This is a genomic window from Azospirillum sp. UFLA03-27, from assembly GCF_059803775.1.
In genome coordinates this window covers 21,898-41,168 of the sequence record NZ_JAUQTX010000022.1, presented here as the reverse complement: position 1 = coordinate 41,168, position 19,271 = coordinate 21,898, and the positions used below count along the sequence as shown (strand labels likewise).

The 19,271-nt window shown below is 69.7% G+C and carries 20 protein-coding genes and 1 pseudogene; 12 read left to right on the top strand and 9 right to left on the bottom strand.

The window, feature by feature from the left end:
* From Q4I23_RS05655 to Q4I23_RS05645, 3 genes and pseudogenes are all read right to left on the bottom strand, one after another.
* A pseudogene (locus Q4I23_RS05655) lies at window positions 1-84 on the bottom strand (electron transfer flavoprotein subunit beta/FixA family protein); the annotation flags it as partial.
* A gap of 145 nt (window positions 85-229) precedes the next feature.
* A complete protein-coding gene (locus tag Q4I23_RS05650) occupies window positions 230-799 on the bottom strand; it encodes a cob(I)yrinic acid a,c-diamide adenosyltransferase (RefSeq protein ID WP_498525554.1) in 570 nt (189 codons plus the stop codon).
* A gap of 21 nt (window positions 800-820) precedes the next feature.
* Window positions 821-1,015, bottom strand: a complete 195-nt coding sequence (locus Q4I23_RS05645) for a twin transmembrane helix small protein (protein ID WP_014197605.1) — start codon at window positions 1,013-1,015, stop codon at window positions 821-823.
* A 143-nt stretch (window positions 1,016-1,158) separates the two neighbouring features.
* Here Q4I23_RS05645 and Q4I23_RS05640 point away from each other — a divergent pair, with 143 nt between their 5' ends.
* Both Q4I23_RS05640 and Q4I23_RS05635 read left to right on the top strand, forming a co-directional pair.
* Window positions 1,159-2,607 (top strand): GH1 family beta-glucosidase, encoded by a 1,449-nt coding sequence (locus Q4I23_RS05640; protein ID WP_498525553.1) that lies wholly within the window; start codon window positions 1,159-1,161, stop codon window positions 2,605-2,607.
* A 46-nt stretch (window positions 2,608-2,653) separates the two neighbouring features.
* On the top strand, window positions 2,654-3,091 hold the full coding sequence (locus Q4I23_RS05635) for a hypothetical protein (RefSeq protein ID WP_454017541.1): 438 nt from the start codon (window positions 2,654-2,656) through the stop codon (window positions 3,089-3,091).
* 7 nt (window positions 3,092-3,098) lie between these two features.
* On the opposite strand, the gene Q4I23_RS05630 is transcribed toward Q4I23_RS05635, so the two are convergent.
* Window positions 3,099-3,359 carry a hypothetical protein gene (locus Q4I23_RS05630; RefSeq protein WP_035677208.1) on the bottom strand — a complete coding sequence of 87 codons (261 nt, stop codon included), beginning with the start codon at window positions 3,357-3,359 and terminating at the stop codon, window positions 3,099-3,101.
* Window positions 3,360-3,612: 253 nt separating this feature from the next.
* On the opposite strand from Q4I23_RS05630, the gene Q4I23_RS05625 reads away from it, so the two are divergent.
* On the top strand, window positions 3,613-4,512 hold the full coding sequence (locus Q4I23_RS05625) for a peptidoglycan-binding domain-containing protein (protein ID WP_498525552.1): 900 nt from the start codon (window positions 3,613-3,615) through the stop codon (window positions 4,510-4,512).
* A gap of 12 nt (window positions 4,513-4,524) precedes the next feature.
* Here the strand turns inward: Q4I23_RS05625 and Q4I23_RS05620 are convergent, their stop codons facing one another.
* The 3 genes from Q4I23_RS05620 to Q4I23_RS05610 all read right to left on the bottom strand — a co-directional run bounded on the left by Q4I23_RS05620 (window position 4,525) and on the right by Q4I23_RS05610 (window position 6,170).
* Window positions 4,525-4,812: a DUF1178 family protein gene (locus Q4I23_RS05620; RefSeq protein WP_498525551.1), complete on the bottom strand. Its 288-nt coding sequence runs from the start codon at window positions 4,810-4,812 to the stop codon at window positions 4,525-4,527.
* A 67-nt stretch (window positions 4,813-4,879) separates the two neighbouring features.
* The gene (locus Q4I23_RS05615) at window positions 4,880-5,335 is read right to left on the bottom strand and encodes a cupin domain-containing protein (RefSeq protein WP_454017544.1); all 456 of its coding nucleotides are present in this window, start codon (window positions 5,333-5,335) and stop codon (window positions 4,880-4,882) included.
* Window positions 5,336-5,477: 142 nt separating this feature from the next.
* Window positions 5,478-6,170, bottom strand: coding sequence for an endonuclease III domain-containing protein (locus Q4I23_RS05610; RefSeq protein ID WP_454017545.1), 693 nt, complete (start codon window positions 6,168-6,170; stop codon window positions 5,478-5,480).
* 133 nt (window positions 6,171-6,303) lie between these two features.
* Between Q4I23_RS05610 and Q4I23_RS05605 the strand changes: the two genes are divergently transcribed.
* Window positions 6,304-6,657 carry a carboxymuconolactone decarboxylase family protein gene (locus Q4I23_RS05605; RefSeq protein WP_498525550.1) on the top strand — a complete coding sequence of 118 codons (354 nt, stop codon included), beginning with the start codon at window positions 6,304-6,306 and terminating at the stop codon, window positions 6,655-6,657.
* Between the two features lie 12 nt (window positions 6,658-6,669).
* On the opposite strand, the gene Q4I23_RS05600 is transcribed toward Q4I23_RS05605, so the two are convergent.
* A complete protein-coding gene (locus Q4I23_RS05600; protein ID WP_498525549.1) occupies window positions 6,670-8,076 on the bottom strand; it encodes a tetratricopeptide repeat protein in 1,407 nt (468 codons plus the stop codon).
* A 114-nt stretch (window positions 8,077-8,190) separates the two neighbouring features.
* Between Q4I23_RS05600 and Q4I23_RS05595 the strand changes: the two genes are divergently transcribed.
* Window positions 8,191-9,465: an ABC transporter substrate-binding protein gene (locus tag Q4I23_RS05595; RefSeq protein WP_498525548.1), complete on the top strand. Its 1,275-nt coding sequence runs from the start codon at window positions 8,191-8,193 to the stop codon at window positions 9,463-9,465.
* A gap of 62 nt (window positions 9,466-9,527) precedes the next feature.
* Here the strand turns inward: Q4I23_RS05595 and Q4I23_RS05590 are convergent, their stop codons facing one another.
* The gene (locus tag Q4I23_RS05590; RefSeq protein WP_454017549.1) at window positions 9,528-11,333 is read right to left on the bottom strand and encodes a tetratricopeptide repeat protein; all 1,806 of its coding nucleotides are present in this window, start codon (window positions 11,331-11,333) and stop codon (window positions 9,528-9,530) included.
* A 95-nt stretch (window positions 11,334-11,428) separates the two neighbouring features.
* On the opposite strand from Q4I23_RS05590, the gene Q4I23_RS05585 reads away from it, so the two are divergent.
* The 7 genes from Q4I23_RS05585 (at window position 11,429) to Q4I23_RS05555 (ending at window position 19,193) form a co-directional block, all read left to right on the top strand.
* Window positions 11,429-12,361: a L,D-transpeptidase family protein gene (locus Q4I23_RS05585; protein ID WP_498525547.1), complete on the top strand. Its 933-nt coding sequence runs from the start codon at window positions 11,429-11,431 to the stop codon at window positions 12,359-12,361.
* A gap of 98 nt (window positions 12,362-12,459) precedes the next feature.
* Window positions 12,460-13,329 carry a branched-chain amino acid ABC transporter permease gene (locus Q4I23_RS05580; RefSeq protein ID WP_498525546.1) on the top strand — a complete coding sequence of 290 codons (870 nt, stop codon included), beginning with the start codon at window positions 12,460-12,462 and terminating at the stop codon, window positions 13,327-13,329.
* Complete coding sequence (locus tag Q4I23_RS05575; protein ID WP_498525545.1) at window positions 13,326-14,315, top strand: branched-chain amino acid ABC transporter permease; 990 nt, start codon at window positions 13,326-13,328, stop codon at window positions 14,313-14,315. Before Q4I23_RS05580 ends, Q4I23_RS05575 begins: the two co-directional genes overlap by 4 nt.
* Complete coding sequence (locus Q4I23_RS05570) at window positions 14,315-15,040, top strand: ABC transporter ATP-binding protein (RefSeq protein ID WP_454017553.1); 726 nt, start codon at window positions 14,315-14,317, stop codon at window positions 15,038-15,040. Before Q4I23_RS05575 ends, Q4I23_RS05570 begins: the two co-directional genes overlap by 1 nt.
* A gap of 152 nt (window positions 15,041-15,192) precedes the next feature.
* On the top strand, window positions 15,193-16,905 hold the full coding sequence (locus Q4I23_RS05565) for a methyl-accepting chemotaxis protein (protein WP_454017554.1): 1,713 nt from the start codon (window positions 15,193-15,195) through the stop codon (window positions 16,903-16,905).
* Between the two features lie 121 nt (window positions 16,906-17,026).
* Window positions 17,027-18,148 carry an LPS export ABC transporter permease LptF gene (gene lptF, locus Q4I23_RS05560; protein WP_454017555.1) on the top strand — a complete coding sequence of 374 codons (1,122 nt, stop codon included), beginning with the start codon at window positions 17,027-17,029 and terminating at the stop codon, window positions 18,146-18,148.
* 16 nt (window positions 18,149-18,164) lie between these two features.
* A complete protein-coding gene (locus Q4I23_RS05555) occupies window positions 18,165-19,193 on the top strand; it encodes a glycosyltransferase family 9 protein (RefSeq protein WP_498525544.1) in 1,029 nt (342 codons plus the stop codon).
* Window positions 19,194-19,271: the final 78 nt, after the last annotated feature.

Below are 19,271 nucleotides of genomic sequence, written 5' to 3'. Positions count from 1 at the left end.
GGTCTCAACGCCGGAGCCGTCCGCCTTGACGCGGATCTTGACGTTGTAATCGACCACCCGCTTGACCGGGACGAGGACCTTCATATCCCACCCTTTTCTTGAATTATGCAGGCGCACCTTCGCCGCTGGCGCCGAATCGGGCAGCTTGTGACAGCGCTGCGACCATAGGAGTTGACGTTTTGGCTGTCAACGCCGCCTACGCCGCAAGCGCGAAGGAGGCGGAATTGCATCAACGGTTTGCGCCCGGAACCCACAGCACGTCGGACGCTCCGTTGGCGTTCAGTTTCCGGCTCAGCACGAACAGGTGGTCGGACAGGCGGTTGGCGTATTTCACCGCAGCCGGGTTGACCGGCTCCATGTCCGCCAGCTCGGTCATCAGCCGCTCGGCCCGGCGCACGACCGTACGGGCTAGATGCAGATGGGCCGCCGCCGGCGAGCCGCCGGGCAGGATGAAGGAGTTGAGCGGGGCGAGATCGGCGTTCATCGCGTCGATCTCGGCCTCCAGCCGTTCCACCTGCGATTCCAGGATGCGCAGCGGCGGGTAGGCCGGGTTCTCCGCCTCCGGCGTGCAGAGGTCGGCGCCCAGATCGAACAGGTCGTTCTGGATTCGCGCCAGCATGGCGTCGGTCTCCGGCTGGTCCGCAGTGTGCAGGCGGACCAGCCCGATGACGGCGTTCGCCTCGTCCACCGTGCCGTAGGCGGTGACGCGCGGGTCGTGCTTGGGCACGCGGCGCCCGTCGCCGAGCGAGGTCTGGCCGCGGTCCCCGCCGCGGGTGTAGATGCGGGTCAGCTTGACCATGATTCCTGTGGGTGTCCTCAATCAGCCGTGGGTCAGGATGGCGAGCAGGAACAGCACCAGCGCCACCCCCTGGAGCGCCACGCGCATCCGCATCGCCCGGTTCGATTTGCGCGAATCGCCCTGCCCGCCGCGCGCCATGAAAAACAGCCCGGAGAACAGCGACGCCACGACGAGGCCGAGCGCCACGATCAGCAGAAACATGACGAGTCCGTTCATGGCGTCATAATACCCCACGGTCCAGGTTACGCCTACACCGGCCAATCCGGTTGCACGGGCATTCCGACGCGAGGCGCCTGTTGCGCTGACGCCCGGTCTTCTTACATTGTCGCGGACGACCCGGACGGCGAGAGGAATTCGGTATGCGGCGGCGGAGTTTCCTGAAGGTGGCGGCGGCCACCGGCCTGGCGGCCTCGGCCGGGGCCTTTCTGACCACGCGCCGCGCCGCGGTGGCCCAGCCGTCGGAAGTGCTGGCCGCCTTCCCCGACCGGTTCGTCTGGGGCGCCTCGACCTCCTCCTACCAGATCGAGGGGGCGGTCACCGCCGGCGGGCGCGGCCCCAGCGTGTGGGACAGCTTCAGCCATTCTTTCGGTAAGGTGGCGAACGGCGACACCGGCGACGTGGCCTGCGACCATTACAACCGCTACGCCGAGGATGTGGACCTGATGGCGAAGGCGGGGATGAACGCCTACCGCTTCTCCGTCGCCTGGCCGCGCGTCCAGCCGACCGGCACCGGCCCGGCCAACGCCGAGGGGCTGGACTTCTACGACCGGCTGACCGACGCGCTGCTGGCCAAGGGCATCGCGCCCTGGCCCTGCCTGTACCATTGGGACCTGCCCCAGGCGCTTCAGGACCGCGGTGGCTGGACGAACCGGGACATCGCCGGCTGGTTCACCGACTACGCCCAGCTCGTCGCCGCGCGGATCGGCGACCGGGCCAAGCACTGGACCATGCTGAACGAGCCGTCCGTCCACGCCATCTTCGGCCACGGGCTGGGCGGGCACGCGCCGGGACTGATCGGCAAGGGCAATTACTTCAAGGCGATCCACCACCAGAATCTCGCCCAGGGCATGGCGCTGAAGGCGCTGCGGGCGGCGGGCGGGGCCAAGGGCTGGCAGCTCGGCACCGTGCTGTCGCTCCAGCCGGTCTGGCCGGTCGGCGGGCTGGACGCCAATTACGCGGCCTCGCTGATGTGGGACGCCGTGTGGAACCGTGCTTGCCTCGACCCGCTGCTGCGCGGGGAGTATCCGGAACTGCTGCGCGACGGCTTCGCCCCGCTGGTCAAAGCCGGCGATCTGGAGGTGATCCGCCAGCCCATCGACTTCCTGGGAATCAACTACTACAGCCGGATGCACCAGCAGCCGGACCCGGCGGGCCTGTTCGGCACCGGCTACGGCTCCCCGCCGGAGGGCACGCCGACGACCGGGATGGGCTGGCCGGTGGAGCCCGACGGCATCGCCGAGATCCTGATCGAGCTGAAGCAGGAGTACGGCAACCCGCCGGTCTACGTGATGGAGAACGGGGCGGCTTATCCCGACCAGACCGGGCCGAAGGGCTTCGTCCAGGACAACGACCGCATCAGCTACCTGCGCCGCCACATCCTGGCCGGTCATCAGGCGTTGGAGGAGGGCGTCGACCTACGGGGCTGGTTCGTGTGGAGCCTGCTAGACAATTTCGAGTGGGCGGAGGGGTACCAGCGCCGCTTCGGCCTGATCGAGGTGGACCGCCAGACTCTGGAGCGCCGTCCCAAGGCCAGCTACCACTGGTACGCCGACGTGATCCGCAGGAAGGGCGTTCCGACCTCAGCTTAAGAGACCCGGCGTAAAGGACCCGGCGTAAGAGGATGAGGTTGCGATCATGGCGCCTGTCGCCGCCGGCCAGCCGACGCGCTTCGCCATCCAGAAGGCGCGCGGCAAGGGCTGGAAGACGCTGGAAGTCGGGGAGGATCTCGACCACGCCCGCGCCCGCTTCAACCTGATGGTGCGGGTGAACCCGCGCGCCTATTTCCGCCTGATCCAGCTCGACCACAACGCCGGGGCCGGCGGCGACGGGATCGAGTTTAACTGGAAGCTCATCGAGTTGCACGACCCGAACCAGGGGGGAGCGGCCGGGGCGGGCCGGCAAGCCGGTCCGGCGAGGGCGGCGCCCCGTTCCGCCACGGCCAGGACCGCGGCCAAGAGGCCGCGGCGGCGGGAGAAGGTGCCGCTGCCCCTAAAATTCTACGCCGCGGTCGTGCTGGCCGGGCTGCTGATCGGCGGGGTGCTGTATCTGCGCTACGGACTGCCGGGGCCGTGACGGGGGTTCAATCGTCCGCCGTGTAGCCCTTGCGCCGCATGCACAGGGCGAAGATTTCCTTGCGGTAGCGGAATTGCGGCGTTTCCGGCAGCGGGCGGTAGGGATAGCCGCGCAGGCGCATGGTGTTGTCCACCTGCTCGATGCATTCATCATAGGCGGCGGTCGCCGTGGTCTCCGTTGCCGTCCATTCCCGGTAGGCCGGGGTGCTGCCGCAAGCCGCCAGCATCAGCGTGCCGCCCGCCAGGATCGCGTGTCTCAAGGTCGCCATGCCATGGCCTCCCGCAAAGCGCCCCGCAAGGCGCCATGTGTGGATCTATACCACGTTTTTGCGTACGCATCGGTTAACGGATGGGGAATGGGCCGGTCCTTCCGGGGGCGTCAAGGGGGAGGGGACCTGATGCCGCCGCAACGCAGGCGCACAAAAATCGCGCCCGGAAATCCGCCGCAATCTGGTAACACGATCGCGCATCCACGATAGTGGACGGGCGACGGTCGGTTGGCGTTTCGGACGGAGGATGGTCATGACGGGTGGTTCGCACCGCGCGCGCCGCGCGGTCGCGTTGGCTGTGGTGGTGCCGGTTCTGGCGGCGGGTCTGCTGGCGGGCGCTCCGGTCCGGGCGCAATCGACGGCGGACATCCAATGGGCCCAGACCATCCTGAAGGACAAGGGCTACAACATCGGCGGGCGGGCCAACGGCCAGATGCACGCCGAGACGAAGGCGGCGCTCGGCAAGTATCAGGCCGCCCATGGTCTGCCGGTGACCAACCAGCTCGACAAGGCGACCATCGCCAAGATGATGGGCGAGCGAGAGGGCAAGGCCCCCGCGACGGTCGGGAACCTCGCCCAGCAGAAGGTCGGCGGCGGCGGTCCCGGCCAAGCGCCGCGCGAGCCGCAGCGCGAGGTGGTGCCCCGCGCCGCTCCCACCCAGCGGATCGACAGCGGGACGGGCAGCGTCGGCGGCGGCGCGCAGTTCAGCGCCGGCCCACCCGTGACCAGCAGCAGTTCTTCGTCGGGCGGCCCGTCTGGCGCCCCCGCGTCGTCGGTCCCCGCCACCTCCGCCACGGCGTCTTCACAGGGGCCTGTGCCGCAAGCCGCGCCGCGGGCCAGCGTCACCGCGACCACGCCGTCCGGTCAGCCGGTGCCGGTGGTCGAGGCGGCGCCGGACAGTGGATCGATGCTGCCGGGCTGGGCCGCCAACGGCGCCCGCTATGGGGTGATGGGGGTGATCGGGGCGACGGTGCTCGGCATCGGCTTCGCGTGGTGGCGCAGCGGGCGGGCCAACGCCTCGCGGCCGGCGCCGCGCAACGACGGCCCGCGCGACCAGCGCCGCGAGCCGAGCTTCGGCAGCGGCCGCCGTCGGGAGGAGCTGACCACTGGCGCCCTGCCGCCGCTCAGCAGCGGCGGACGCGGACGGCGGTAGGACACCGTCTTCTCAGGCCATCTGCGACATCGGACACATGGCGTTGCCACAGCCGGACGGGTTGCAGGCGGGCATCGGCGCGGGCGACGGCTTGGACGCGCCGACGCGCGGCGCCATGATCGCCTTCGACACCTCGGTCCCGCCGCAGGACGGGCAGGACAGGCCATCGGCCTTGCGGGTGTCGTAATCGGCCATGTTCTTGAACCACTGTTCGAATTCGTGGCCGCAGGCGCAGCGCAGGGCGTACAGGATCATCGCGGTGTCTCTTGATGGAATGGGCGACGGGCGGGCGGCGACCATGGCCGAGCTTCGCCGCTCCCCGCGATGACGTGAATCAAACCGCCGCGCTCCGGCCTGGGGAACGGGTCTATTGCGGGCGTTCGGACAGGGCGACGCCCTCCGCGCTGGGATAGACCGACAGCAGCCGCACCGGCTTGTCGCTCAGGTTGCGGCCGCTGTGCCACGCCGCCTGCTCGATGTAGGAATCGCCGGCCTTGTAGACCTGCGTCGGCATGCTGTCGCTGGCGATGGTCAACTCGCCCTCCAGGATGTGGATGAACGGCGAAACAGCGTGCCGGTGGCGGATGATCTCACCGCCGGGCGGCAGTTCGACCAGTCGCGCCGTCACCAGAGGTTTCCCGTCCGGGTAGGCGAAGGCCTTGCCGTCCGCGGTGGTCGTGGCCTGAAGCAGGGTCTTGACGATCGGCCCCGGCGCCGCTGGCTTGTCCTGCGCGGAGGCCCCGCCGGCCAGGGCGAGGAGCGCGGCGGCGGCCAGGGCGGTGCGAAGGATGGCCACCGTTGGCAAACGGTTTCTCACGATCATCGCGTGCGCTCCATGCCGTGGTCTTGAAAAGACTTTGGCTGCATATCTGTGGCGGTGTGTCGAAAATGGAGAAAAATCGCGATGAATCGCAACCGATTGTCGCGACCTGCGGCGAAGTGTGGCAGCTGGGGGCTGCGCCGCCTCAGCGATGGGTCGTCACCCCCACCTGCCGGCACATGGACAGCATGGCGCAGGTCGAGCAGCGCGGGCGGTCGCCGGTGCAGATCCACTTGCCGAAGGGCACCAGCCGCTCGTTGATCTCCACCCAGTAATGGCGGGGCAGCAGCTCCATCAGCGCGACCATGGTGCGCTCCGGCGTCGGGGCGGCGACGAAGCCCCAGCGGTTGACGATCCGGTGCACATGCACGTCCACCGCCACCGCCGGAATGCCGAAGCCGACCGCCAGGGTCAGCGCCGCGATCTTCGGGCCGACTCCGTGGAAGGCCATCAGGGCGTCCGGCGTATCGGGAACCTCGCCGTCGTGCTCCGTGATGATGCGGCGGGACAGCGCCCGGATGTCGCGGGCCTTCGGCTCGGGGAAGGTCGCGCCATCAAGCAGGCGGGTCAGCTCCTCCGGCGTCAGGGCGACCATCTGCTGCGGCGTGCGCGCCACCGCGAACAGCCGCTCGCACACCACGATGGTCGTCTCGTCGCGCGTCCGCGCGGAGATCAGGCTGCCGACCAGCTGCTCGAAGGGGCTGCCGTAGCCGCGGTCGCGCAGCGCGAACATCGCGGCCTTCGGGCGTCCGGCCACGGCCTGACGCAGGCGCCGGAACGCCTCGTCGATGTCGAAGGGGTCCTTGTCGGCGAGAGGGGGCGCGGAGCGCAGAGGCATGATCGGTCGCTGGCATGGTGAGGGGAGCCACACCGAAACAGCGGGCAGGGCAGGGTTGCTCCCCATTTCCCTTTGCGGCACAACGTGATTTCCATACATTAGAAATATCTAAATTAGAAAGGGAGTCGGAGCCATGGTGAAGGATTGGCCGCAGATGGCGAGGGACATGTCCGGCGCGGTGCGGGAGCTGCGCGGCGGCGCTCCCGAGGTGATGAAGGGCTTCTCCGCCATCGCCAGGGCGGCGCTGGAAGCCAAGGCGCTGGACACCAAGACGAAGGAGCTGATCGCGCTGGCCATCGGCGTGGCGACGCGCTGCGACGCTTGCGTCGCCTTCCACGCCCAGGCCGCCGTCCAGCAGGGCGCCAGCCGGGAGGAGGTGATGGAGACCCTGGGCATGGCGATCTACATGGGGGCCGGCCCGTCGGTGATGTACGCCGCCATGGCGACGGAGGCGTTCGACCAGTTCGCTGCGGACAAGGCCGGCTGACCGGCTCCCTTCCTACCCGGCGCTGGAGAACAGCGGCCGGCGCAGGCGGCCGGCGGCGATGTCGGCGCGCAGCGCGGCGGCGTCCATGGCCTGGATGCGCTCCAGCTCGGCCTTGTTGGCGTCGATGAAGGGGTTCCGGTCGGTGGAGTTCTCGGGCCGCGCGTGCTCCAGATGGTAGAGCGGCCCGGGCACCCGCTCGACCCGCAGGCCCAGCCGGCGCAGCCGCACCACGATCTCGTCGTCCTCATAGCCCCAGGAGACGAAGCGTTCGTTGTAGCCGCCCGCCGCCAGCAGCGCCGACCGGTCGAAGAAGGCGCCGCCGCCCGGCGAATCGCGGTGCATCAGCGGGAAGCGCGGGCAGACCGCGTTCAGCGGCGCGGCCGATAGCGTGTGGCCGAAGCGGTGGACCTCCCGCCCCAGAATCCAGAAGAACAGCCCGTTGTAGGGAAAGGCCATGACCGCCCCGCCGCGCACCGCGTCGCGGGCCAGCGCGTATTGCACGGGATCGACCACGACGTCGGTGTCGTGCAGGGCGACGATGGGGGTCTCCGCCGCCTCGACCATGCGGTTGAGCAGGTGGGCCTTGTGGGTGAAGGGTGAGTCGTTGCCGGTCAGATGCAGGTGCCGGCAGCGGGCGGCCAATTCCGGCCCCAGCGCGTCGGCGACGTCGCTCGGCCCGGCCTTGTCCTCGCCGATCAGGACGGTGGTGTCGGCGTGCTTGAGGAGGAAGGAGACGATCCAGCGCAGGTTGCGCTTGCGGTCGGCGCTGTCGGCACGGAAGGGGACCAGGACGGTGACGTCGCGCAGGTCCAGGCGCCCGTCCGGCCCGGCCCCGTCGAGGATCGCCCGGCGGGCGCGGTAGGCAGCGGCCTGCGCGGCCAGTCGCTCCCGCGCCCCTTCGTCCCGCGGGTCGATGGCAAGCGCCATCTCGTAGAAGGACACCGCGGCGCCGGGGCGGCCGAGATCGGCCTCGATGTCGCCCTTCTGCCGCCAGCCGGGGACGAAATGCGGGTGGCGGGCCAGCAGCGCGTCCAGCACCTCCAGCGCCTCTCCGATGCGGCCGATGGCCTGCAGGGCCTCGCTCAGGTGATATTCGGCGTCCGGAAAATCGGGGCGCAGCGCCAGCGCCCGGCGGTAGGCGGCGATCGCCTCCTCCGTCCGCCAGGCGACATGGAGCAGGGCGCCGAGATTGAAGTGCGCGTCGGCGTCCCCACCGTCCCGCTCCACCGAACGCGCGATCATCGCCATGCCGCGCTCCCGGTCGCCGCCCAGCGCGGCGAGCAGGCCCAGCCGGTGCAGTGCGTCCGGGTTGTCGGGATCGGCGTCCAGGATTCGCCCGTACAGGTCCATCGCCTCGGCCTGCCGCCCGGCCTTCAGATGGTCGAGCGCGATGCCGAGCGCCTCCTCGATGGTCGCCATTCGGTGGGGTCCGTTTCGTCCGTGTGTCGCCTTCCGGTGGATTCCACTTTGACACAAAGGCAATTGCGGGGAAATCATCCGCTCAGGGACCACGCCTCAGGGAAACACCCGATAATGAACGATCATCGCATCAGCAAGAATGGGTCCACGGGAGGACTCACCCGCCGTCAGTTCGGCACCGCCGCGGCCTCGGTCGCCCTCTCGGCCGGCGCGCTCGCCGCCTTCGGCCGGGCGCCGGCCTTCGCGCAGGGCGCCGCGCTGAAGGTGGGCGTGCTGCTGCCCCGCTCCGGCCTGCTCGCCCAGGCGGGCCAGGCCTGTCAGCGCGGCGCCGAGATCGCGCCGGCCATCCTCGCTGAACTCGGCTACAAGGTCGAGATCCTGTCCGCCGACACCGAATCGAACGTGGACGTCGCCCGCTCGCGCGCCGAGAAGCTGATCAACGATGGCGCCAACGTGATCGTCGGCGCCTTCGACAGCGGCCAGACCGCCGCCGCCGCCCAGGTCTGCGAACAGCGCGGCGTGCCTCTGGTGATGAACATCGCCGCCGCCGATCGCCTGACCGAGCAGGGCTACAAGACCGTCTTCCGCAACTTCCCGACCTCGACCATGCTGGTCACCAATGGGCTGGCGCTGATGAAGGACCTGTTCGCGGTCAGCGGCGTCACCCCGAAGACGGCGGTGTTCCTGCACGCCAACGACACCTTCGGCATGGCGAACAAGCAGGCGATGGACGCCCTGTTCCCCAAGCTGGACATGCCCTTCGGCATCGTCGACAGCATCTCCTACGACCCGAAGGCCCAGGACCTCGCGGTCGAGGTGGCCAAGGCCAAGGCGACCGGCGCCGAACTCGCCATCGTCACCACCCGCGCCAACGACGCCATCATGCTGGTGCGCGAGATGGTCAAGCAGCGCTGGGAGCCAAAGGGCATCGTCTCCCCCGGCTCGCCCGGCCTGTATGACGAGCAGTTCTACAAGGTGTTGGGCAAGTACGCCGACTACGCCATCACCAACCTGCCCTGGTACGACCCCAAGGCGGAGCTGACCAAGCGCGTCGAGGCGGCCTTCAAGAAGCAGTATCCGAACGACCGCTTCGAGGGCTACGCCTTCAACGTCGCCTTCACGCTGGAAGCGATCCTGGTCGCCGCCGACGCCTTCAAGCGCGCCGGCACCGCGGAGCCGGCCACCCTGCTGGAGGCGCTGCGCCAGACCAACCTGAAGGACAAGATGATGGTCGGCCCGGCCATCACCTTCGACGAGAAGGGGCAGAACACCCAGCTCGTGTCCGCCTGCCTGCAGAACCGCAACCTGCGTCCGACCGTGGTCCTGCCCAAGGGCTCGGCGGAGATGGATCCGGTGTTCCCGATGCCGGGCTGGGGCAAGCGCGCCTGATCGAGAGAGCGTGAGGCGGGAGGAGATGCGGTCACAAGGGGCCGCGTCTCCTCCCTTTGCCGTTATGCCGTCTGGGCTTCGAGCCCGTAGGCCAGCAGCCGTTCCACCGACGCGCGGCGGTCGCCGGCCGCGGCGAAGCGGGCGCGGGCCTCGGCGGACTGCCGGTCGCGGAAGGCCGCGTCGCTCGCCAGCGCGGCGGCGCGCTCCAGGAAGGCCGCCTCGTCGGCCACCGTGAAGGCCGGTCCGGCCACGGTCGCCACGTCACCCGCCGCGATGGTCACCACCGGAACCCCGTCGGCCAGCGCGAAGGCCGCGCTGCCGCCGCCGCCCTGACGGCGCGGGTTCAGATAGGCGGTGGCGAGGCGGTGCAGCGCCCGCACATCCTCGACGTCGCCCAACGTGTGGACGCGGTCGGCGTTGCGCAGGGCGGCGATCCGCTGCGGCAGCGATTCCACGCCGCCGGCGACGGCGATGCGGGCCTCCGGCAGGCGGTCGAGCAGCGAGTCGGCCAGCGCCAGGAACTCCGGCCCGGCCTCCTGGTCCAGGCGGTTGCCGACCACGAGGAACAGCGGTCCGCCATCCGGCCCGGCTTCGGGAAGGCCGAAATCGGCGCGGCTGCGCTCCGGCCCGGTGGGCGGCAGGGTCCAGCCGAAGGAGAAGGGGCGGAAACGCTCCGCCATGTCCGCCGGCCAGCCTTGGGTGGTGTCGGCCTCGCCATAGCCCAGGACCAGCCGGGCCATGGACAGCGGCAGGCCGGAGGAGGTCGGCAGGCAGATCACCGGGCGCGCGCCGGAGAACAGGTCGGCCACCACGTTGGACCCGCCGAAGGCGACGATGACGTCGGGATCGAAGCCGTCCACATAATCGACGATGGCGTTCACCTTCTCCTCGTCGAAGCGCTTCTGTGGGAAGGACATCATGCGGACCTGCGCGCCGAAGGCGGCGATGACCTGCTCCCCCTCATACTCCTCGGTGATGTTGTAGGCGTATTCAGGGACGAAGCCGTTCTCGCCGGTGATCGCCATGGCGTTCGGGTTGATGATGACCACCTCGCGCCCGAACTCGTCCTGCAGGCGGCGGGCGAAGTCGAAGGCGTCCGCGGTGGGCTGGTGCCCGGCGCCGAGCATCTGGTTGGTGATCAGGGCGATCCGCCTGACCTCTCCACGCGGCGTGGCGCGCTTCATGCGGCGGCGCAGGTGAAAACGCAGCGCCGTCTCGTCCACCATCAGGCGGTAGTAGTCGGTGAGGTTCCCGGTGTGGAAGGCACCGGCATCGCCGGACCGAGCCGCGCCCTGGAACAGCTGCATCGCCATGCCCCAGAAGGCGTAATGGATCGATGGCACGGTGAAGCGCATCGGGTCTTCCAGGACGGCGTCCGTCAGCGCCTCGTAATGAGCGACGTCGCCGTCGAGCAGGAACAGCAGCGAATGGCGGCGCATCACGTCGCCCATGGCGTACGCCGCGTCGACCTCGGCGGCCGCGGCGCGGCGGGTCTCGTCGTCGTAGCGACGGATCAGCCCGGCCAGCGCGCTGACGTTGCCCCAGCCTTCGCCCTCGTTGGTCAGCAGGGTCAGGGCGCGGGCGAAGCTCAACGCCGCATCGCGGGTCTGGCCGGTGGCGTGCAGGGCGTGGCCGAGATTGGCGTGCAGCAGGGGCGAGGTCGGGTCGCCGGCCACCGCCTGTCCGATCAGGTCCACCGCCTCCGCCGGACGACCGCCTTGCAGAGCGACGACGCCGAGCAGGTGCAACGCGTCCGGATGGCCGGGCGACGCCGCCAGCACCTCGCGGTACAGGCGTTCCGCCTCCGTGGTGCGGCCGGCGCGGTGGTGTTCGGTCGCAACGGCCAGCGTCTGTTCGATGGTGTCCATGGTCGGCGTTCCTGCTGCTTGGTCCCTGACGGCATGTTTACGCGCTTTTAGGGCGGATGCGCTGAACTTTTCCCATGCAGCGCACCGCGACATTCTTGTGGCATCTTGTCCCAACGGCAACCCTGGCGATTGCCCTCGCGCTCGCTTCGCCTGGCGGCGTTCGCGCGCAGGATGCCGACACCACCGCCGGAACCCTTTCGGCGCGGCAAATCATCATCAGCCTGAGCGAGCGCCGGCTTCATCTGCTGGAGGAGGGCCGCCCGCCGCGCTCCTTCCCGGTTGCCATCGGACGGCCCGGCGTGACGATTCCGCTGGGCGTCAGCCGGGTCCTGCGCAAGCGGCGGAACCCGACCTGGCACCCCACCGCCAACCAGCGCCGGGAGAATCCGGCGTTGCCGGTGTCGGTGCCGCCGGGGCCGTCCAACCCGCTGGGCAAGTTCGCGCTCGACCTCGGCTGGACGGCCATCGCTATCCACGGCACCAACGAGCCGGATTCGGTGGGCCGCCGGGCCAGCGGCGGCTGCTTCCGCATGCTGCCCGCCGACATCGCCGCCCTGTTCGAGATGGTGCCGGTCGGAACCCCCGTCCGAGTCGTCTCCGGGCCCGCCGTCGTCCCAACACCGCAACCCAAAACTGCGGTTACCGTTCCGGCGGCTGTCCCAACACCCACCCCGCCACCGTCCCCGCTTCCGAAGGTTGCGCCTCCGCCGCTCCCCATCCTGGCCGATCCGCGCTGCGCCACGGCCGGCGCGCCGCTGCGCCGGATGATCTGCACGGTGCCGGACCTCGCCGCGCTGGACGGGAGAGCGCGCGCGCTGCACCAGCGCCACCTCGCCGCCCTGCCGGCGGAGCGCCGCGACGCTGCGGCCTACGCGCTGCTCCAGGAGGAGCGCCGCTTCGACGACCGCATCACCGCCCGCTGCTGGGTCCGCCGCGGCATGGAGGAGGACCCGGCGGTCGCCGCCGCCGCGGAGGCCTGCCTGCGCGACGCCCTGAGCGCCCGTCTGGAGGAGGCAAAGCGCCGCTGAGCGCGGCCTGATCCGCACAGGAAACTTGTCACGACTACGAAGGACTGCTACGCCGCTCAGGCTTGGCCATCCGGGGCTCTCCCAAGGGCGAATGATGCATGCCGTTTGACTATTACCTGAACATCGCCGCATCGGGCCTGCTGACCGGACTGGTCTACGGGCTGGCGGCGCTTGGCCTGTCGGTCATCTTCGGCGTCGTGCGCGTGGTCAATTTCGCGCATGGCGAGATGATGGTCGCTGGCATGTATGGCGCCGTGCTGCTGGCCGGCGTTCTCGGGCTTGACCCGATCCTGGCGGCGCCGGTCGTCGCGGCGGTGCTGTTCGCCTTCGGCTGGCTGCTCCAGCGCGGGCTGGTCAACCGCTTCGTGGAGCGGCCTGAGCACATGCAGTTCATCCTGCTGCTGGGCATTGCGACGATCATCCTGAACGCCATGCTGATGCTGTTCGGGCCGGATTCGCGCAACGTCATGGTGCCCTACAGCTTCGACACGGTGGAGATCGGGCCGCTGCTGCTCGACGCGGTGCGGCTGCGCGCCGGGGCCGGTGCGATCGTGGTGACGGTGGCGCTGTTCGCCTTCTTCCGCTTCAGCCGCACCGGCAAGGCCATCCGCGCCTGCGCCGACAACCCGCTGGGCGCCCGCGTCGTCGGGCTGAACATCGACGGGCTCTACGCGCTCACCTTCGGCATCGGCGCCGGGGTGGTGGGCATCGCCGGGGCGCTGATGACTCTGCTGGTCGACTCCCGGCCGCAACTTGCGCCGGAATACACGCTGCTGAGCTTCATCATCGTCATCGTCGGCGGGCTGGGCAGCCTGCCGGGCGCTCTGCTGGGCGGCATGCTGATCGGCTTTTCGGAGGCGATGGCCGGCTTCCTGCTGGACCCCTCGCTCAAATCCCTCTTCAGCTATGGTGTGCTGATCGTGGTGTTGCTGCTGCGCCCGCAGGGCCTGCTGGGGAAACGGTCGTGACCGGGCGCGGGATCGTCCTTCTGGCGCTGTGCGGCGCGCTGCTGCTGGGCGCGCCGATGATCGCCGACCGTTACGTCCTGTCGGTGCTGACCACGGTGCTGTGGTTCGCCTATGTCGGGCAGGCGTGGAACGTGATGATGGGCTTCTCCGGCCTGCTGTCGCTGGGCCACGCGCTCTATGTCGGGCTGGGGGCCTACGCCAGCGCGGCGCTGTTCGTGCATTTCGGGATCGGTCCCTGGGCGGGCATGTGGGTGGCCATGCTGGCGGCGACAGCCGCCGGTTGCTTCATCGGTTTCCTGGGCTTCCGCTTCGGCGTGCGCGGCGTGCATTTCGCGCTGCTGACCATCGCCTTCGCCGAGGTCGCGCGCATCGGCTTCGACCATCTGCAGTGGTTCGGCGGCTCGGGCGGCTTCTTCATCCCGGTGGCCGGCGATGCCGGCAACGACCTGCTGAACCTGCGCGGCTCGCCGGAGCTGTTCTACTACGTGATCCTGGCGCTGGTGCTGGTGGCGCTGGCCCTGTCGCGGGTCCTGCTGCACAGCCGCCTCGGCTACCAGTGGCTGGCCGTGCGCGAGGAGCCGGAGGCGGCGGAGGCGGTCGGCGTCGACCTGTTCCGCGCCCGCATCGCGGCGGTGGCCGTGTCCTCCGCCCTGACGGCGCTGGGCGGGGTGTTCCAGGCCTTCTACTTCAACAACCTGTTCCCCGAGCAGGTCTTCTCCATGGGCCGCTCCATCGAGATCATCCTGCCGGCCATCGTCGGCGGCATCGGCACGCTGATCGGGCCGATCCTCGGGGCCTTCATCCTGACCCCGCTGGGCGAGCTGCTGACCTTCCTGATCGAGGTGACCGGCTTCGACCTGCCGGGCCTGAAGCAGCTGTTCTACGGGGTGGCGCTGGTGGTGATCGTCGTCTACCGCCCGGACGGGGTGTGGCCGTGGCTGGCCGCCCGGCTTGGCCTCGTCCGCCGCCCTGGGGAGGACGCGTGATGGCGGGACTTCTGGAGGTGGAGGGCCTGTCCAAGCGGTTCCGCGGGCTGAAGGCCGTTTCCAACGTCGGCTTCTCCGTGCCGGAGGGCCGGATCGTCGCGCTGATCGGCCCGAACGGCGCCGGCAAGACGACCACCTTCAACCTGATCGCCGGGGTCTTCCCGCCCGACGAGGGGCGGGTGCATCTGAAGGGCGCACCGATCACCGGGCTGAAGCCCAACCAGATCTGTACGGCGGGCATCGGCCGGACCTTCCAGATCGTCAAGCCCTTCGGGCAGCTGTCGGTCGAGGAGAACGTGATCGTCGGCGCGCTGGCCCGCGAACGGTCGGTCGCGGCGGCGCGCGACCAGGCCCGGCGGGTGCTGGACCGGCTGGGGCTGGCCGATCAGGCCAACCGCCCGGCGCGCAGCCTGACCCTGCCGGACCGCAAGCGGCTGGAGGTCGCCCGCGCGCTCGCCACCCGCCCGATCCTTCTGCTGCTGGACGAGGTGCTGGCCGGCCTGCGCCCGACCGAGGTCGACCGCATGGTTGAGGTGCTGCGCGACCTGAACCGGCGCGAGGGCATGACGATCCTGATGATCGAGCATGTGATGCGGGCCGTGATGGCCCTGTCCGACCAGGTGGTCGTTCTGGACCACGGAGAGAAGATCGCCGACGGATTGCCCTCGGAAATTGTAGAGAACCCCAAGGTGATCGAATCCTACCTGGGTGCCGAGGATATTTGACCGGGTGTTCGCAACAGGCGGCCTCGCTGCTGGAAACACTCCTTTAATGTTTGTTGGCCCATCATTCGTTCCTAGATAAGGGCAACGACCGACACGGCAACGTCTGGTCGAGAAAACAAGCGTCCGAAAAGGGTGCTGCACGGGAGGAACGAATGAAGGCACTCGGCAATCTGCGGATTGGCCAGCGGCTGTCCATCGGCTTCGCGGCGGTGATCGCGGTGCTGGTGGTGACGGTCGGCACCGGCCTGCTGCTGACCGACAACGGGAAGACGCTCAGCCGTCTGGTGGCCGATGTCCGCATGCCGACGGCGCTGGCCGGGCAGGGCATCGTCGCGTCCGTCACCGCGACCAACGCGGCCATGCAGGGCTATCTGCTGACCAACCGCGAGGACCTGAAGCAGGAGCGCAACGTCGCCTGGGACCGCATCGACGCCCTGCGCCAGGAGATGGACGGCCTGTCGCCGCGCTGGACCGACCCGCAGGTGCGGGCCACCTGGGACGCGGTGAAGCCGCTGCTCGACCATCTGCGCCGCGATCAGGACATGGCGGAATCGCTGGGCACCATCGGCGACCAGATGGGGGCGCTGAACTCGCTGAACGACGACGCGATCCCGCGCGCCAACCAGGTGATGAGCCTGCTGGTCGGCGACGCCCGCTCCAACGACGCCAGCGGCCTGATCCCGCGCCAGCGCGCCCTGCTGCAGGCCGACACGGAGGGGATGATCCAGGGCGCCGACCGTCTGGTGATGATCCAGGCGGTTCTGCTGACCCTGGGGCTGCTGATCGCTGCGGCGGCGATCCTGCTGACCTCGCGCTCCATCGTGCGGCCGCTGGGCGCCATGACCGAGGCGATGCGCCGGCTGGCCGATGGCGACTCCGCGACCCCTGTGCCGGCCACCGGGCGGGGTGACGAGATCGGCCAGATGGCCAAGGCCGTGCTGGTCTTCAAGGACAACATGATCGCCGCGCGGGAGGCCGCCGCGCGCGAGCATGCGGAGCAGGACGTCCGCGCCCGGCGCGCCCGCGCCATCGAGGAGCTGACCGGCCGTTTCGACCGCGAGGCGGCGGCCGTGCTCGGCTCCGTTTCCGCCGCCGCGGTGCAGATGAAGGCGACGGCCAGCCAGCTCGCCGCCACGGCCGAGCAGACCACCCGCCAGTCGGTGACCGTGGCCGGCGCGTCGGAGCAGGCGAGCGCCAACGTGCAGACCGTCGCCACCGCCACGGAGGAGCTGGCCGCCTCGGTGCAGGAGATCGGGCGGCAGGTCGCCAGCAGCACGGCCATCGCCGACGAGGCGGTGCACAAGGCCGAGCGCGCCGATCAGGCGATGCGCAGCCTCGCCTCCGCCTCGGCGGAGATCGTCGCAGTGATCGACCTGATCACCCAAGTGGCCTCGCAGACCCGGCTGCTGGCGCTGAACGCCACCATCGAGGCGGCGCGGGCCGGCGAGATGGGCAAAGGCTTCGCCGTCGTGGCGGCGGAGGTGAAGGCGCTGGCCGACCAGACCACCCGCGCCACCGACGAGATCGCCGCGAAGATCGTCTCCGTCCGCAGCGAGACCGAGGGGGCGGTGGCCTCGATCGGCGACGTGATGGGCACCATCGGGCGAATCAGCGAGGTCGCCTCGACCATCGCCGCGGCGGTGGAGCAGCAGCAGGCGGCGACGCGGGAGATCGCCCGGAACATCCAGCAGGCGGCGGTCGGCACCCAGGACGTCACCTCCAACATCGCCGACGTGAACCGGGCGGCCAGCGAGACCGGCAGTGCCGCCCGCAACGTGCTGGAGGCCGCCGGATCGCTGTCCGATCAGGCGGACGGGCTGCGCAGCAAGGTGGAGGTGTTCCTGTCGGCGGTGCGCACCGCCTGACGCGGCGGACGGCGTGTCGGGGAGCAAAAGTTCGGTGCGCCGGGTCTGTTTCCAGATCAGGACTTGACCCGGACGCCCGAGCCCGTCAGCTTCTCGCCGGGCTCCCCCGTGATGCATGCACATGAACCGACTGCAACGCTATCTCTTCCGCAATCTTCTGATCGCCCTTCTCTATTCCACGGCCGGCCTGACCCTGACGATCTGGCTGAGCCAGTCCTTGCGGCTGATCGAGATGGTGGTGGAAGCCGGGGCGCCGATGCGGGTGTTCCTGTGGCTGCTCGTCCTGACGGTGCCGACCTTCCTCGGCATCGTGCTGCCGCTGGCGCTGGTCGGGGCGGTGCTGTTCACCTACAACCGCTTGGCGACCGACAGCGAACTGGTGGTGATGCGCGCCGCCGGCGTCGGCCCCTTCGCCCTGGCGGCGCCGGCGATGCTGCTGGCCTTCGGTGTGACGGTGGTCGTCTATGTGCTGAACCTGTGGCTGACGCCCGCTGCCCACCAGGAGTTGGTGCGCATGGAATACGCCGTGCGCAGCGACTATTCGCAGCTGTTCCTGCGCGAAGGCGTCTTCAACGAGGTGGGCGACCGCTTCAGCGTCTTCGTGCGCGAGCGCGACAGCGACGCCAATCTGCACAACGTGATCATCCATGACGGGCGGGTCCCGGAGAAGCCGGTGACGATCATGGGCGAGCGGGCGGTGATGCTGACCGGGTCGGAGGGCGCGCGCTTCGTCGTCTTCAACGGCAACCGGCAGGAGCTGGACCGCAAGACCAACCGGCTGTCCCAGCTTTTCTTCGAACGCTACGCCGTGGACCTGAAGGTGCTGAGCAGCGCAAATGCCGAGCGTTATCCGGACGCCCGCGAACGCTCCACCGACGAGTTGCTGCACCCGTCGCCCCAGATGGCGGAGGACCCGAAGATGATGCGGGACCTGCTGGCGGAACTGCACCACCGCCTGTCCTCGCCCCTGCTGGCGCTGGCCTACACCATGGTGGCGCTGGCCTGCCTGCTGTCGGGCGAATTCAACCGCCGTGGCCAGTCAGTGCGCGTGACCACCGCGGTTCTGGTCGTGATGGCGATCCAGTCCGCCGTCCTCGGCCTGTCCAGCCTCGCCGCCAAGGTGACCGTGCTGGTGCCGCTGATGTATGTTCTGCCGGTGGCGGCCCTGGCGCCGGCGGCCTGGATCCTGTCGCGCAACCTGCGGCGGCGCGTGCCGCCCGGCAGCGAAGCGGCGGCGGGCTGAGGAGGCGGGGCGGCTCTTGCGCATCCTGTTCATCACCTCCAACCGGCTGGGCGATGCTGTCCTCTCCACCGGCCTGCTGGCCCATCTGAGCGAACGGCATCCGGACGCCGCGCTGACCATCGCCTGCGGCCCGCTGCCGGCACCGCTGTTCCGTTCCGTTCCGGGGCTGGAGCGGCTGATCCCCATGCCGAAGCGGGCCTGGGCGCGGCATTGGGTCGACCTGTGGCGGGCCTGCGTCGGCACGCGCTGGGATCTGGTGGTGGATCTGCGCAACTCTGCGGTCGGCCGTCTGGTGCTGGCGAAACGCCGGTTCTTCCACGCCCGCGCCCCGCATTTCCACAAGGTGGAGGAGATCGGGCAGGTGTTGAGCCTGTCGCCGCCGCCGTCGCCCCGCCTGTGGATCGACGCGGCGGCGGAGGCGGAGGCCGACCGGCTGCTTCCCGGCGGCGCGGAGCCGTTCCTGGCGATCGGCCCGACCGCGAACTGGACCGGCAAGGAATGGCCGGCGGACCGCTTCGCCGAACTTGCAACGCGGCTGACCGGACCCGGCGGCCGGCTGTCCGGCCGGCGCGTCGCCGTCCTCGCCGCCGGTCCGGAACGCGAACGCGCCCGACCGGTCCTGGAGGCGCTGGGCGAACGGGCCATCGACCTGACCGGGCGCACCGACCCGATGGCCGCGGCGGCCTGCGTGCGCCGGGCGGCGCTCTACATCGGCAACGATTCCGGGCTGATGCACATCGCCGCCGCCGCCGGCACGCCGACCGTCGGCCTCTTCGGGCCGGGTTTTCCCGAGACCTACGGCCCTTGGGGCGTGGCGGCGCGCACCGTGATCAGCCGGGTTCCGCGGTCCGAGCTCCTGGCCCGTCAGAAGGCCGATCCGCAGGCCACCGGCCTGATGGACGGCATTTCCGTGGAAGCGGTCGAACTGGCGGCGGGAGAACTGCTGGAAGCGGCGACGCCGAACACGACAATGCCGGTCCCTCTAATGCCGGACTGCCGCGAAGTCGTGACAAATCCTTGCAAATCACCGGAGACAGGTCCCTAAAGTTGACAAGGATTGAAGGATCGCTGACAATCCATTTGGCCCGGACCTGATTCAGCATTGCTCTGTCCGGCGGCCTGT

Excerpts from the sequence above, each read along its gene's own strand:
- Q4I23_RS05615 (WP_454017544.1), bottom strand. The coding sequence starts at position 5,335 with ATGATCGTGAGAAACCGTTTGCCAACGGTGGCCATCCTTCGCACCGCC.
- Q4I23_RS05565 (WP_454017554.1), top strand. The coding sequence starts at position 15,193 with ATGAAGGCACTCGGCAATCTGCGGATTGGCCAGCGGCTGTCCATCGGC.
- Q4I23_RS05605 (WP_498525550.1), top strand. The coding sequence starts at position 6,304 with ATGGTGAAGGATTGGCCGCAGATGGCGAGGGACATGTCCGGCGCGGTG.
- Q4I23_RS05650 (WP_498525554.1), bottom strand. The coding sequence starts at position 799 with ATGGTCAAGCTGACCCGCATCTACACCCGCGGCGGGGACCGCGGCCAG.
- Q4I23_RS05610 (WP_454017545.1), bottom strand. The coding sequence starts at position 6,170 with ATGCCTCTGCGCTCCGCGCCCCCTCTCGCCGACAAGGACCCCTTCGAC.
- Q4I23_RS05630 (WP_035677208.1), bottom strand. The coding sequence starts at position 3,359 with ATGGCGACCTTGAGACACGCGATCCTGGCGGGCGGCACGCTGATGCTG.
- Q4I23_RS05640 (WP_498525553.1), top strand. The coding sequence starts at position 1,159 with ATGCGGCGGCGGAGTTTCCTGAAGGTGGCGGCGGCCACCGGCCTGGCG.
- Q4I23_RS05625 (WP_498525552.1), top strand. The coding sequence starts at position 3,613 with ATGACGGGTGGTTCGCACCGCGCGCGCCGCGCGGTCGCGTTGGCTGTG.
- Q4I23_RS05570 (WP_454017553.1), top strand. The coding sequence starts at position 14,315 with ATGGCGGGACTTCTGGAGGTGGAGGGCCTGTCCAAGCGGTTCCGCGGG.
- Q4I23_RS05620 (WP_498525551.1), bottom strand. The coding sequence starts at position 4,812 with ATGGTCGCCGCCCGCCCGTCGCCCATTCCATCAAGAGACACCGCGATG.
- Q4I23_RS05595 (WP_498525548.1), top strand. The coding sequence starts at position 8,191 with ATGAACGATCATCGCATCAGCAAGAATGGGTCCACGGGAGGACTCACC.
- Q4I23_RS05635 (WP_454017541.1), top strand. The coding sequence starts at position 2,654 with ATGGCGCCTGTCGCCGCCGGCCAGCCGACGCGCTTCGCCATCCAGAAG.
- Q4I23_RS05600 (WP_498525549.1), bottom strand. The coding sequence starts at position 8,076 with ATGGCGACCATCGAGGAGGCGCTCGGCATCGCGCTCGACCATCTGAAG.
- lptF (WP_454017555.1), top strand. The coding sequence starts at position 17,027 with ATGAACCGACTGCAACGCTATCTCTTCCGCAATCTTCTGATCGCCCTT.
- Q4I23_RS05645 (WP_014197605.1), bottom strand. The coding sequence starts at position 1,015 with ATGAACGGACTCGTCATGTTTCTGCTGATCGTGGCGCTCGGCCTCGTC.
- Q4I23_RS05580 (WP_498525546.1), top strand. The coding sequence starts at position 12,460 with ATGCCGTTTGACTATTACCTGAACATCGCCGCATCGGGCCTGCTGACC.
- Q4I23_RS05590 (WP_454017549.1), bottom strand. The coding sequence starts at position 11,333 with ATGGACACCATCGAACAGACGCTGGCCGTTGCGACCGAACACCACCGC.